Annotated in this window: 13 protein-coding genes; 10 read left to right on the forward strand and 3 right to left on the reverse strand. The window is 31.0% G+C overall.

From position 1 onward, the window contains the following. The first annotated feature begins 10 nt into the window (after window positions 1-10). The 4 genes from L8U98_RS00400 to rimP are packed head-to-tail and all read left to right on the forward strand — an operon-like array spanning window position 11 to window position 3,662. Window positions 11-277 carry a DUF448 domain-containing protein gene (locus L8U98_RS00400; protein WP_263678418.1) on the forward strand — a complete coding sequence of 89 codons (267 nt, stop codon included), beginning with the start codon at window positions 11-13 and terminating at the stop codon, window positions 275-277. Then, window positions 258-2,891, forward strand: coding sequence for a translation initiation factor IF-2 (gene infB / locus L8U98_RS00405; RefSeq protein WP_263724705.1), 2,634 nt, complete (start codon window positions 258-260; stop codon window positions 2,889-2,891). Before L8U98_RS00400 ends, infB begins: the two co-directional genes overlap by 20 nt. Next, on the forward strand, window positions 2,888-3,250 hold the full coding sequence (gene rbfA, locus L8U98_RS00410; RefSeq protein ID WP_039617407.1) for a 30S ribosome-binding factor RbfA: 363 nt from the start codon (window positions 2,888-2,890) through the stop codon (window positions 3,248-3,250). The genes infB and rbfA overlap by 4 nt, the downstream gene beginning before the upstream one ends. After that, a complete protein-coding gene (rimP, locus tag L8U98_RS00415; RefSeq protein WP_263724704.1) occupies window positions 3,240-3,662 on the forward strand; it encodes a ribosome maturation factor RimP in 423 nt (140 codons plus the stop codon). Before rbfA ends, rimP begins: the two co-directional genes overlap by 11 nt. A 471-nt stretch (window positions 3,663-4,133) precedes the next feature. Here the strand turns inward: rimP and L8U98_RS00420 are convergent, their stop codons facing one another. After that, window positions 4,134-6,056 (reverse strand): motility associated factor glycosyltransferase family protein, encoded by a 1,923-nt coding sequence (locus L8U98_RS00420; protein WP_263724703.1) that lies wholly within the window; start codon window positions 6,054-6,056, stop codon window positions 4,134-4,136. Between the two features lie 109 nt (window positions 6,057-6,165). Here L8U98_RS00420 and ribD point away from each other — a divergent pair, with 109 nt between their 5' ends. Next, the gene (gene ribD / locus L8U98_RS00425) at window positions 6,166-7,158 is read left to right on the forward strand and encodes a bifunctional diaminohydroxyphosphoribosylaminopyrimidine deaminase/5-amino-6-(5-phosphoribosylamino)uracil reductase RibD (RefSeq protein WP_263724702.1); all 993 of its coding nucleotides are present in this window, start codon (window positions 6,166-6,168) and stop codon (window positions 7,156-7,158) included. Here ribD and sppA read toward each other — a convergent pair. Further along, window positions 7,155-8,048: a signal peptide peptidase SppA gene (gene sppA, locus L8U98_RS00430; protein WP_263724701.1), complete on the reverse strand. Its 894-nt coding sequence runs from the start codon at window positions 8,046-8,048 to the stop codon at window positions 7,155-7,157. The genes ribD and sppA overlap by 4 nt on opposite strands. Then, window positions 8,036-9,259 carry a metal-dependent hydrolase gene (locus tag L8U98_RS00435; protein WP_263724700.1) on the reverse strand — a complete coding sequence of 408 codons (1,224 nt, stop codon included), beginning with the start codon at window positions 9,257-9,259 and terminating at the stop codon, window positions 8,036-8,038. The genes sppA and L8U98_RS00435 overlap by 13 nt, the downstream gene beginning before the upstream one ends. An 88-nt stretch (window positions 9,260-9,347) precedes the next feature. Here L8U98_RS00435 and aroQ point away from each other — a divergent pair, with 88 nt between their 5' ends. Genes aroQ through flhG form a run of 5 tightly spaced genes read left to right on the forward strand, consistent with a single transcriptional unit; the run spans window position 9,348 to window position 13,574 of the window. Continuing rightward, on the forward strand, window positions 9,348-9,830 hold the full coding sequence (gene aroQ, locus L8U98_RS00440; protein ID WP_263693698.1) for a type II 3-dehydroquinate dehydratase: 483 nt from the start codon (window positions 9,348-9,350) through the stop codon (window positions 9,828-9,830). After that, window positions 9,827-10,852, forward strand: coding sequence for a M24 family metallopeptidase (locus tag L8U98_RS00445; protein WP_263724699.1), 1,026 nt, complete (start codon window positions 9,827-9,829; stop codon window positions 10,850-10,852). The genes aroQ and L8U98_RS00445 overlap by 4 nt, the downstream gene beginning before the upstream one ends. Before the next feature lies 1 nt (window position 10,853). Beyond that, on the forward strand, window positions 10,854-11,327 hold the full coding sequence (folK, locus tag L8U98_RS00450) for a 2-amino-4-hydroxy-6-hydroxymethyldihydropteridine diphosphokinase (protein WP_039617423.1): 474 nt from the start codon (window positions 10,854-10,856) through the stop codon (window positions 11,325-11,327). Between the two features lie 8 nt (window positions 11,328-11,335). Then, entirely contained in the window at window positions 11,336-12,718 is a 1,383-nt protein-coding gene (gene flhF, locus L8U98_RS00455) for a flagellar biosynthesis protein FlhF (RefSeq protein ID WP_039667960.1), read from the forward strand. Continuing rightward, window positions 12,711-13,574 carry a flagella biosynthesis ATPase FlhG gene (gene flhG / locus L8U98_RS00460; protein WP_263724698.1) on the forward strand — a complete coding sequence of 288 codons (864 nt, stop codon included), beginning with the start codon at window positions 12,711-12,713 and terminating at the stop codon, window positions 13,572-13,574. The genes flhF and flhG overlap by 8 nt, the downstream gene beginning before the upstream one ends. The last annotated feature ends 12 nt before the right edge of the window (window positions 13,575-13,586 follow it).

Here is a 13,586-nt window from a genome sequence, read left to right on the forward strand (position 1 = left end):
AGATATAATTTTGAAAAATCATATACCCATTAGAATGTGCATTGTTTGCAAAGGTCGTTATGAAAAGCAAAGTTTGCAACAATTTCAAATAAAAAATTCTCAAATTATCACTAAAGTGGAATTTGGTAGGAGTTTGTATATTTGTAATTCATGTTTTGATAAAGATGAAAAAACATTGCAAAGGGCTTTTATGAGAGCTTGCAAAGGCAATTTTCATGGTAATATAAATCAGCAGGATTTAAAGGAGATATTTTTTAATGGCAGATGTAAAGATTAGCGAGATCGCTCAAGAGTTAGGATATACAAGTAAAGAAATTATAGAAAAAGCTAATGAAATGGGCTTAGAAGATATCAAATCCCCTAACAAAAAAGTATCTTCTGAAATCGCAGAAGCGATTTATCAATACGTTCAATCTGGTGAAATACTAGATGTAGTAAAAAAAGTAGCCAAACCTAAAAAAGAAAGTACGGCAAAAAAAACTACTAAAAAAGAAGAAAGTAAAAAAGAAGAGAAAAAAACTACTACTAAAAAAGAAAGTAAAAGCCTTACTAAAGCAGTAAGTGAAAAAAAAGATGAAATAAAAAAAGAAGAAAAACAACCTGAAAATCCTATAAAAAATGAAGTATTAGAAGAAAAAAAAGAAGAAATTAAACTTGATGAAAAGCTAGGTTCTAATTTAAATTTAGCCAAAAGAAGAGGCTTGGTCATCGTTAAAAAGAAAAAAGAAGAAAGCAAAGAAACTCAAATAAACAAAGAAGAAAAAGTTAGTACACAAGCTACTCAAGGTTTAAGCCTTAGTATGATTTTTTCAAATTCAGATGAGAATTTAAAAAGAAAGAAAAAAGAAAAGAAAAATCATCCTGTAGCAAGCAAAAAAGAAAGTACTACTAAAATGGATCTTTTGGGAGATAAAGACTTTGCTGATATTTCTTTAGAAGATGATGATATGGTGGTTTTACCTGATTTTAGTGTAAAAGAAAACAAACCAGCACAACCAGCAAACAAAAAACAACCAAATATCTTAAAGCAATCTTTAAATAATTCTATCAATCCATTTGGCGAGGGTGGTATACAAAGAAGAAGTCGTAAAAAGCCACCTAAAAAGGTAGAGAAAAAAGAAAGCGAAGCGGTCACAAGCGTAAGTATACCTAAAGAAATTCGTGTGTATGAATTTGCTGAAAAACTTGGTAAAAACACCGGAGAAGTTATCTCTAAACTTTTCATGCTTGGCATGATGACGACTAAAAATGACTTTTTGGATGAGGATGCTATAGAAATTCTTGCAGCTGAATTTGGCGTGGAGATTAATATCATTGATGAGGCTGATGAGTTTGATTATGTAAAAGACTATGATGAAAATCAAACAGAAGAAAATTTAAGCCAAAGAGCTCCGGTTATCACTATCATGGGGCATGTGGATCATGGTAAGACTTCTTTGCTTGATTATATAAGAAAATCACGCATTGCAAGTGGTGAAGCAGGTGGGATCACTCAGCATGTTGGTGCTTACATGGTGGAAAAAAATGGTAGAAAAATCACTTTTATCGATACTCCAGGCCATGAGGCATTTACTGCTATGCGTGCAAGGGGAGCTAGTATAACGGATATTGTTATTATCGTAGTAGCTGCAGATGATGGGGTAAAACCACAAACTAAAGAAGCGATTAATCATGCAAAAGCAGCTAATGTACCTATCATCATTGCTATTAATAAAATGGATAAAGAAAACGCAAATCCTGACATGGTAAAAACCCAGCTAGCAGAAATGGACATCATGCCAGTAGAATGGGGTGGAAGTCATGAGTTTGTACCAGTTTCAGCTAAAAAGGGTGATGGTATAGAGGATTTACTTGAAATTGTATTATTACAAGCTGATATTTTAGAGCTTAAAGCAAACCCAAAAGCTCATGCTAAAGCAAGTATTATAGAATCTTCAGTGCAAAAAGGTAGAGGTCCTGTGGCTACTATCATCGTACAAAATGGTACTTTAAGAGTGGGAAATACAGTCGTAGCAGGGGAAGCTTATGGTAAAGTGCGTGCTATGAGTGATGATCAAGGCAAAGCTTTAAAAGAAATAGGCCCAGGTGAGTGCGGGGTAATCATAGGTCTTAGTGAAGTAGCTGATGCAGGAGAAACTCTAATAGCTGTAGATAGCGATAAACAAGCAAGAGAATATGCTAATAAACGCCATGAATACAACCGCCAAAAAGAACTAAGCAAATCCACTAAAGTAAGCATAGATGAGCTTGGTGCAAAAATTAAAGAAGGTAATTTAAAAGCCCTTCCTGTGATCTTAAAAGCAGATGTACAAGGTTCACTTGAAGCGATTAAGGCGAGTTTAGAAAAACTCAAAAACGATGAGATTAAGGTTAATATCATCCATAGTGGAGTAGGTGGGATTACTCAAAGCGATATAGAGCTTGCAAGTGCTAGTGAAAACTCTATCGTTTTAGGTTTTAATATACGTCCAACTGGTGAGATTAAAGAACGTGCTAAAGATAAAGGCGTAGAGATAAAAACTTATAATGTTATTTATAACTTGCTTGATGATGTAAAAGCCTTGCTAGGTGGTATGATGAGTCCTATCATCTCTGAAGAACAACTTGGTCAAGCTGAAATTCGCCAAGTGATCAATGTACCAAAACTAGGACAAATCGCAGGTTGTATGGTAACAGAAGGCACGATCAATCGTGGCGCGAAAATCAGGCTCATTAGAGATGGGGTTGTGGTATTTGAAGGTAATGTAAGCTCACTTAAACGCTTTAAAGATGATGTAAGAGAAGTTGCAAAAGGCTATGAATGCGGTGTAGGTATAGAAGGTTGTAATGATATGAGAGTGGGCGATTATATAGAAAGTTACAAAGAAGTTGAGGAACAAGTAAGCCTATGAACCCAGCTGAGATCAAAAAGCTACGCACAGAAAGCATTTTAAAAGAGCTTATACCAGAAGCTTTAGCAAATTTAGACAACGAAGCTTTAAAAAATTTGTGCGTAGTGGATGTAGAGTGTAAAAAAGGCAGATATGATGCTTTTGTGTATTTAGATAAAATGTTTTTTAACACCCAAGAGCAAGAAATCATACTCAATCAACTTAAAAAAGCTGCCCGTGCTTTGCAAAATTACTGCATGAGTGAGCAAGGGTGGTATAGATGTCCGAATTTTCACTTTAAATTTGATGATAGATTAGAGTATCAAAACCACATGGATGCTTTATTTGAAAAAATCAAAAAGGAACAAAATGAATCTTGAAGCACTTTGTAAAGAAGCAGGGCTTAGCTTTTATGATGATGAGCTAACAAGTGAAAATGGTAGAAAGATTTATAGAATTTATGTGCAAAAAGAAGGTGGGGTAAATCTTGATGATTGTGCTAGACTTAGTGAGATTTTATCGCCTATTTTTGATGTAGAACCACCTGTGGGTGGGGAGTATTTTTTAGAAGTATCAAGCTGTGGGCTTGAGAGAAAGCTTAGCAAAATCGAGCATTTTGCAAAAAGCATTAACGAACTTGTAAAAATCACAACTAGTGAAAAAGAAAAAATCGAAGCAAAAATCATCGCCGTAGATGATGAAAATATCACTTTAGAAAATTTAGAAACTCAAGAAAAAACTACTATAAATTTTAGCGACATAAGAAAAGCTAAAACCTTCATACAATGGTAAAAATTTAGAAATCTAAATTTTTACTCATCTTTTGTATAATTGAATTTAAACATAAAAACAAAAAGCTATAAAAATTTTATATTTGCAGATTAAAGGGAAATAGTATGAATATTGTTGAATTTCACTTTTTAAATGAAAATAAAATACAAGCACAAATAGAAAATTCAAATGAAAATTTTTAGGATATTTTGGAAAAAAGTAAAAAGTACAATTAATATATTAAAGCCTTACAAATATTTAGTAAATTTGATTTTTTAAATTATGAGATATATGTCTTAGTTTTAAAATTTTTAAGATGCTTTGATTATTGAATTTGTTTTCTTAGTGTGTGAATTTTATCCTTTCCTAAAGCAAAATAATGTCTTTGTTTTTTCTACAAAAAATTTAAGACTGGCAAGTATTTATTTCTTAGTGAGTAAGAACAAAAATTAGAGAAAATAAAAGTGCAGTTTTTGCATTTTTATTTTTGTATTAAAATTGATAGTGTAATCTAGTTTTTTCTATTTTTAAAATATACTTTTGAAGATGCATATTTTTTAATTCATTTTCTATATTTATAATATTTTTTTTCAAAGTATTTTTTAATACTTTTATATGGCTATTTATTGTGAGTATCCATTCTAAGTGTTCTTTAATCCAAAGATGGTTTTTATTGAAAGCCTCTTCTTTTGTTTTTGGATTAAATATATAAATTCTAGCAAGATTGAGTTCAAATTGAGCATTTAAAGAATCTGCAATAGAACGTAATATTAATACTTTGTGCATTTTTTCTTTGAAGATATCTAATTGGTTTATAATATTATTAAAATTTTTCTCATCATTGCTTAAAAAATACAAAGTATTAAAAGTGAGAGTGCATTCTTTTTCTAAAATATTGCATATTTTTATAGCTTTATGAACTTTGTAAAACGACTTTAACATAAGTTCTATTTGTTTATTAAGGTTAGATTTTTCAAGTTTGGTAAAATATTTTTTTGGTTCTTTTTCAAGAATTTTTTGACAAACTTCTTTAAAAGGTTTTTCTATAGTTTCCTCTATTCTAGCTCCACCTTCGGTGCAGTTATATGTCGTTATATTAAGAAAATTTTTTGCATATAATATTTTTTTCTCTAATTCGGTTTTAAACATAATCCATGTATTTGTTGTTGGAATAAGGTTTTTGCCACCATAAGCTAATATTTTTAAGTTGTAATGGATTTCTTGAGGATTATAGGTATCATATTTTCCGTAGTGATATTCTTCTGGATGTGAAGATCCATCACTGCCATAAGCTAGATCCTGTCCTACTAAAAAGATATTTTTATATTCTAGTTTTAGTGCTAAAAAATAAGCCATATTTGCAACACTTGGGCATCCCGTTGAGTATTCAAATTGCTTTAAGTGAAAATATTTATCCAAAGGTAGCATTCTTTGGATAAATATAAATTTACGATGATTTTGTTTTAAATATTTGACCGTGTTAAGATGTGTGACACTTGATAAAATAAAAATTATATCTTGATCAAATTCTCCAAAATCATTATTAAAAAATTCACTAGTTTCTTTAATTCTTTCTACAGATAAAACATAATCAGGTTTTATGTCATGTTTTGCTAGTATAGGATAAGCACTATCAGCACAAAAAATAGTTGCTTTGTCTGCATATTTTTTAAGTAAAGGAAGTTGTTTAATTAAAGAAGGGCCTGTTGAAACTACAATAGCGTGTTTGGAACCACCTTTTCTTTTAAGCATTAATTCTTTGAATGAAAAATTTGAAATAATATCCGGAAGGTTGTAAATAAAATTTTCTATACCCTTGAGAGCATCTTGAGAGTCGGTTCCTTTTGCTAATATAGCTTGTTTTATATGTATTTGCATATTTTGATTCGTTTTTATAATATCTTCTTGGTATCTTTCATAATAATCACAATGAATATCTAAAAAATAAACACGTAAAAAGTTGAAAAAAGGACTATTTGAACAGATGTTGTTATATGTGTTAATATCAATTGATTCTATATCTAAAATAACTAATCGGCGATCTTTTAATTCTTCACTAAAATCTATACATTGAAAACTTAAATAAATAAATTCTATTTCTTTTTCAAAAATAACTATTTTTTGTCTATATTTGTTTTGTAAAAGGGCTTTATATAAAATTCCATTTCCAAAACCATAAAAATAAAGCACAGGATATAAAAGATATTTATCATTATATAAGTTTAGTTTTTCATTTAATTCACTAAGAGTATTACTATATAGCGTATACTCTTTCCCATGGTGTATAAAATTAATATCTAGAGAATCTTTTCCTTGTAGAATTTGGAATTTTTGAGGTTTAAAATTTTCTAATTTTTCTTTTAATATTTTATTGTTTAAGGCTTCTAGATTTTTATTAAATAAAAATAAATTCATTTTTTATCCTTTAAAATGTTCATGATTTTATTATACTTAAATTTTAAATTATTGATAAGTAATTAATATATTTTGCTATATTTTTAAAAGTAAAACGATAGAAGGTAGTATGAATCACGAATTTTATATGAATTTAGCCATAGATGAAGCTTGGAAATATCAGCTTTTAACCTACCCCAATCCAGCCGTAGGTTGTGTGATCTTAGATAAAAATGGCAAAATTTTAAGCATAGAAGCGCATAAAGAAGCAGGTAAGGCTCATGCAGAACTTGAAGCAGTAAGCAAAGCCTTAAAAGTGCTTAATCCAAATTTAGATTTACCCCAAAATGCAAATGATTTGCATGAGTTTATTTGTCAAAATCATCAAGGGTTATTAAAAGGCGCTAGTGCTTATGTGAGTTTAGAACCTTGTAATCATCAGGGCAAAACTCCACCTTGTGCGAAACTTTTTAGCGCACTTGGTTTTAGTGAAGTTTTTATCGCTACTAAGGATGAGCATAAGCTTGCAAGTGGTGGAGCAGAGTTTTTAAAAGATCAAGGCATAAAAGTTTGCATGGGAATTTGCGAGCAAAGAGCCAAAGAGCTTTTAAAGCCTTTTTTAAAATGGCAAAAGTCAAGCTTTAAATTTTTTAAACTAGCCCTTTCTTTAAATGGCTCTGCTTATGGTAAAATCGTAAGTTCTAAAGCAAGTAGAACCTATGCTCATGCATTACGCTCAAAGCTTGATTTGCTTGTAGTGGGCGGAGAAACTATAAGGCATGATAGGCCTATTTTAGATGCAAGGTTAGTTCAAGCTAAAGCACCAAATTTATGCATACTAAGCCGTCAAAATTTAGAAAACTTTGATCCAAACATCCCTTTATTTAGCGTAGCTGAAAGAGAAATTTTTACAAGTATTCCTAGTGAAGCTAAGCTCATCATGTATGAGGGTGGGGAGAATTTTTTAAAAGCCTTTAAAGATGAGTTAGATGTGCTTTTGATTTTTTCAAACTCAAATTTAAATACTCTTGAAAATATTAAGTTAGATTTAAAGCTAAAGCCTTTATACAAAGGCTTTTTAGAAAATGATACTTATGGATTTTATGAGATTATTAAATTTTAGTAGATTTTTTGTGAGCTTACTTGTGTGAAAAATCGTGCTAAAGTGTTAGCAAAAAAGCTAGCACTTTGCTCTTCTAATCGTTTTAAAAACTTATCTATGGCATCTTCTTTTTGCCAGATAGGGTTTTGCACTTTGGCTAGTTTTTCTAGCTCTTTTTTGGCTTGCTCGTAATTGCCTATTTTATCAATGAGTTTTAATTTTAAAGCCTCATTAGCTAAAAATACTTTCGCATCAGCCCATGAGCTTGTTTGATTTAAGTCTAATTTACGATTTTTAGCAACAAACTGTGTAAAAAGCTCATAGCTTTGATTGGCTAAATTTTGTAAAAAGTCTTTTTCATCTTCGCTCCATTTACGCATGAAAGTTCCTGCTTCTTTATAGCTTCCTGCTTTGATGGTTTGTTCACTTATGCCAAGTTTTTGCGCAAGCTCGCTTAGTTCAAAACCTTGCATGATTACCCCAATAGACCCTACAAAGCTGGCAGGATTAGCGATGATCATATCAGCTCCCACTGCACTTAAATAACTCCCACTTGCTATAGTTCCACCTGCATACACTACCACAGGTTTTTTGGCTTTAAGATCTTGTATAGCTAAAGCTATTTCCATGCTTGGTGCAAAAGCTCCACCAGGGCTATCTATAAAAAGCAAAACCCCCTTGATAGCTTTATCTTCTTTAACTTTGTAAATTTGTTCTAAAAGATTACTCGCATCGCTAATTTCGCCTTTAAGATTAATTTGTGCTAAGTTTGCGTTAGAAAGTTTGGCATTATCCCCGTTTGGAGCAAGGATTAAAAACATGATAAATAAAAACACAAAGGTTTTAAAATAAGTATTGATGTAAGAAATGATTTTTCCAATTCCTTTAAAAAATGATTTTATAATTTGCATTCTTTTCCTTCTATAAAAAGTTTTAACACTTCTTTGCTTTGCAAGATAAACTGCAAAGGAAGTTGTTTTAAATTCACACTATTTGGCAAAGCAAAAAGACTAAAATCAGCTATCTTGCCTTTTTGAATTTGCCCTAGGTTTAAATTTAAGGCTTTTGCGGCTTTGTTAGTCGCCATTAAAAGCAATATTTTAGCAAAATTTTCTAACTCAAAATCATCATGTATAAGTAAATTAGCTCTCATTTCATCAAGCATGCTTAAAGAAGTATTTGAACTTAAACCATCAGTTCCTAGATGGATACTAACGCCATTTTTTAAAGCAGATTTTAATTTAAAAGTATTTTTACTCAAAAGTCTGTTTGAAAAAGCACAATGCGTGATAGAGTGTAAATTTTTATCTAATAAATCCCATTCTTTAAAATACACACAATGAGTAAATAAAGTCCTTTGATCTTTAAAAAGCTCTAAAAAGCTTTGCGGGGTGTAAAATGGCGTAGGATTTTTACTAAATTTAGCCAAGCTTTTTTTAAAACCGCCTTTTTTAAACCTTAGCCAGTTGTTTTCGTGATTGCTTTCAAGAAAATGCGTACTTAGCAAATGATCATTTTCTCTAGCAAGTTTTATGGCAAATTTGGCAAGCTCTGGGTGAGTTGAATAAGGTGCATGCACTGAAATAGCAGGGGTAAATTTAGAACTTTTAAAACTCATACTTTTTTCATAGCGAGTTAAAAATTCTTCTTTTTTAGCTTGGATAAAATTTGCATTTGAACCTAAAATTTCATTGAAAAATACCACTCTAGCTTGTGAATTGATACAAGGGTTTAAATCACTCCCAAAGCTTGAAATTTCTCCTATGGTAGCAGTGCCACTTTTTAGCATTTTATGGATATTTTGTGAGATTAATTTTTCTTTGGCTTTTTCGTTTAATTGCTCGCGGTTATTAAAAACACTATCAAGCCATTTTAAAAAATCTCCAAAGACTAAATTTCCATTATTTGCACTAAATTCCAAATGCGTGTGTGGATTGATAAAAGCAGGCAAAAGTAAGGTATCTTTTGGAGTTGGTATAAGCTTAGCTTGTGGGTAGGATTTTTGTAAATTTTCTAAGCTATCAATTTCTAAAATACTATCATCAAAAAGAACTGCTTTGTTTTCTAAAATATTAAAATCATCATCGCAAGTTAAGATGATTTTAGGTGCTATTATAAACATTTTACCTCCTTTAAAAAGGGAAATTGTAGCTAAAATTTAGCTTTAAAATGCTATAATATAGTAAATTTTACTAAATAAAGGTTAGATTATGAAAGTTATGGTGATACAAGGACCAAACGTCAATATGCTTGGTGTGAGAGAAACTCATATTTATGGCAATATGAAAATGGAAGATATCCATGAGCAAATGAAACAAGCTGCAAAACAAGCTAATGTAGAGATTGAATTTTTTCAAAGCAATTTTGAAGGTGAGCTAGTTGATAAAATTCAAGAATGCTTAGGCAGTGTAGATGGAGTGATTATTAATGCAGCTGCTTATGCACATACTTCTATAGCAATCCGCGATGCGATCGCAGCGATTAATATGCCTGTGATTGAAGTGCATATTAGTAATACTTATAGAAGAGAAGAATTCAGACAAAAAAGCATGATAGCACCAGTTTGTGCAGGTAGCGTGGTAGGTTTTGGTCCTTTTGGTTATCATATGGCTTTAATGGGACTTTTCCAAATTTTTGATCAAATTAATGCATATAAAGCAGCTCAAGCAAAAGCACAACAAGCAAATCAATGAATTTTATCTTAAAAAACGAAAATGCACTTTTTTATGAGTGTGGCTATTCTTGCGATAATGCTTTGTTTTTAAAACTTGAAGATGAAGCATTTTTCATCACTGATGCAAGATATAGCTTTGAAGCTAGTGAAATGATAAAAAATGCTAAGGTAGTTTTAGCACAAGATCTTTTTGCTAGTGCTAGAGAGCTTTTAGAAAAAGCAGAAATTGATAGGGTGAGTTTTGACCCAAAAGACTTTAGTTATTTTGAATTTAAAGAACTTAGTAAAAGTGCAAATATCGTTTTTGAAGAAAAATTAGACTTGAGTAAAAATAAACGCATTATAAAAAATGCTAAAGAATTACAGCTTTTGCAAAAGGCTGTAAATTTTGGCAAAGAATGCTTTGAAGAATTTGCTAAATTTATCAGCCAAGAAGGCTATGGAAAAAGCGAAAAAGAATTACATTTTAAAGCATGTGAAATTTTTCAAAAAAAAGGTGCTTTAGGACTTTCTTTTTCACCTATTGTGGCTATTAATGAAAATGCGGCTAAAGCACATGCTTTACCTAGTGATAAATGTTTAGAATATGGAGATTTGTTATTAGTTGATGCGGGTGTAGTTTATCAAAGGTATTGTTCTGATCGTACAAGAACGGCTTGTTTTGATGAAAATGGCATAGTTTTTGATAAAAATAAGCCAAATTTTAAAGATAAAGAAATTATGCAAATTTATGAAGTGGTCAAGCAAGCTCAGCTTCAAGCTATAGAAAAAGCACGCGTTGGTATGAGATCAAGTGAGCTTGATTTTATCGCAAGAGAAGTGATTAAAAACGCAGGTTTTGAAAAAGAATTTATTCACAGCTTGGGGCATGGAGTGGGGCTTGATATACATGAGTTGCCAAACATTAGTCCAAGAAGCGATTATGAACTAAAAGAAGGTATGGTATTTACCATTGAACCTGGAATTTATATCAAAGATAAACTTGGTATTAGGATAGAAGACATGGTCTATCTTGATAAAGAAAAGGCAGTGGTGTTATAATTTGCTGATTAAAGGAGCTAGAAGGTTAGAAAAAATTCGTTTTTTTCCTTTTTATTCAAAGGCAGATAAAAAAGGAAAATACATAGCCATTATAGGACTTGGAAGTAATATAGAAGATGAGAAAAAACGCTTTCGGAGTTTATTTAGGCTTTTAATGCAAGATAAACGCTTGCAAGTATTGCAAACATCGCCATTTTTGATTAATAAAGCTTTTGGCTTTGAAGAGCAAAAAGACTTTACTAATGCAGTGATGGTTGTAAGCACAAGTTTGCATGCAAGAGCACTTTTAAAAGTTTTGTTTTTTTATGAGTTTAAATTCAAAAGAAAAAGAACTTTTAAAAATGCTCCTAGAACGCTTGATTTGGATTTGTTGTATTTTTCAAAAAAAGCGCGTAAAGATGAGTATTGCACAGTGCCTCATGTGGGGGTAAATGATAGAATTAGTGTAACTTTGCCTTTGGGCTTGTTAAGATAAGGAAAAATATGGGACAATTGATTCATACTTTTACAGTTGAAAGCACAGATGAGATTATACCTAAGGTTAAGCAAGATTATGGCGATAAAGCTTTGATAGTAACTAATAAGCAAATTCGTCCAAAAACTATCAATCAAAAACCTTTATATGAGGTTATAGTAGCGATTGAAGAAGCTGATTATGAAGAGCATTTAAAACAAAATAATTTACCTATGCCACCAAAGAAAAAACCAAACACAGCAAGTTTTCCTGAGGCTAAAATTCAAGCACCAAAACTTGAAGATGAAAAAAAAGAAGAAGATGTAGTGCTTGATTTTTCTTCAAAAGCTAAGCAAAAACCTATTAATCCTTATTTAAATACAAGCAAAAAAGATGATAATTTTTTAAATTTAAAAAACAAACTTTCTCAAGTTAGTTCAGAAATTAGCAAGGTTTCAAACTATCAAGATTTTTCTATGCCAAATCCAAATTATGATAAAAAAATAGAAGCTTTTGAAAAACAAATGAACAAGCTTAATGATAAAATGAATTTACTTGTGGATATGATGTGGGATGATAAGGCAGATTTACGTAAAGAACTAGCTATACCACCTGAGTTTGCAAGTATTTATAAGCAAGCTAAGGCAAGTGGCATGCAAGAAGCGCATTTAGAAGCGATTATGAAAGCAACTATTGAAAATATGCCAAGCACTATGAAAGCAAATCAAGAAGCAGTGCAAAGGTATTTTTACTCACTTTTGCGCAATATGCTTCCATGTCGTTTAGAAAGTGAAATTAAAAAGCAAAAAATCATGATGTTAGTAGGCCCAACAGGAGTGGGTAAAACTACTACTTTAGCTAAACTTGCTTTTCGCTATGCTTATGGAGATAGACGCTATAAAACTGGTATTATCACGCTTGATACTTATAGAATAGGTGCAGTAGAGCAACTTTTCCAATATGCTAAGATGATGAAACTTCCTATTATTGATAGTATAGAGCCAAATGATTTAGATGATGCGATTAGAAGTTTAAATACTTGTGAGGTTATTTTAGTAGATACAACCGGAAATTCACAGTATGATAAAGCAAAACTTGAAAAAACAAAAGAATTTTTATCGCATTCTAATGCGCAAATTGATGTGAATTTAGTGCTTTCAGCAAATACAAAATATGAAGATTTATTAGAAACTTACAATAATTTTTCATTTTTAAATATAGACACCTTAATCATTACAAAATTTGATGAAACAAAAGTATTTGGAAATGTATTTTCTTTACTTTATGAAACTAGCACTCCGATGAGCTTTTTTTCCATAGGTCAAGAAGTGCCTGATGATATAGAAGTGGCTAATAGTGACTTTTTAGTGCGTTGTGTGTTAGAAGGTTTTAGAAGGGATGAAAATGAGTAATCAAGCAGAAAAATTAAAAGACCTAGTAAAAAATGAAAACTCAAATGTAAAACATACTCATTTTATCGCAGTTACTAGCGGTAAAGGTGGGGTTGGAAAAAGTACTTTTAGCGCAAATTTGGGCAACATCCTAGCTAAAAATGGTTATAAAGTAGGGCTTTTTGATGCAGATATTGGGCTTGCAAATTTAGATGTGATTTTAAATGTGCGTGTAGAAAAAAACCTTTTACATGTTTTAAAGGGTGAATGCTCGCTAGAAGATATTTTAATAGAAGTAAAGCCAAATTTATGGCTTATCCCAGGTGAAAGTGGCGATGAAATTTTAAAATATAATGATAAAAACATTTATGAGAGATTTTTAAATCAAACAAGTATTTTAGATGATTTAGACTTTTTAATCATTGATACAGGAGCAGGTATAGGTGGTAATATAGGAAATTTCTTAGAGATGTCTGATGAGGTTATTGTCATCACTGTGCCTGATCCTGCTGCGATTACCGATGCTTATGCTACTGTAAAAACCACTTCAAAGACTAAAGAGAATTTATTAATGGTGTTTAATGTTGTAAAAAATGAAAATGAAGCTTTGAGAATTTTTGATAATATTAAAAAAGTAGCAGATATTAACATTAAGCATAATTTAAATTTAGAATTTTTAGGATTTTTAGGTCAAAGTAAAGATATTAGTTCTAGTATTAAAAAAAGAACTTTATTTAGTGATGATGATACTAATGCAAGTGATGAGCTCAAAGCCATAGCTTCTAAGCTTTTGTATAGGTTGGAACAAAAAGTGCTTAATAATGTGGGAGATAAAAGCATTATGAGTTTTTTCAAAAAGCTTTTGGATCGTTTTTAGATTGAGGGAAAA

Source organism: Campylobacter sp. RKI_CA19_01128, assembly GCF_025771175.1.
Lineage (GTDB): Bacteria > Campylobacterota > Campylobacteria > Campylobacterales > Campylobacteraceae > Campylobacter_D.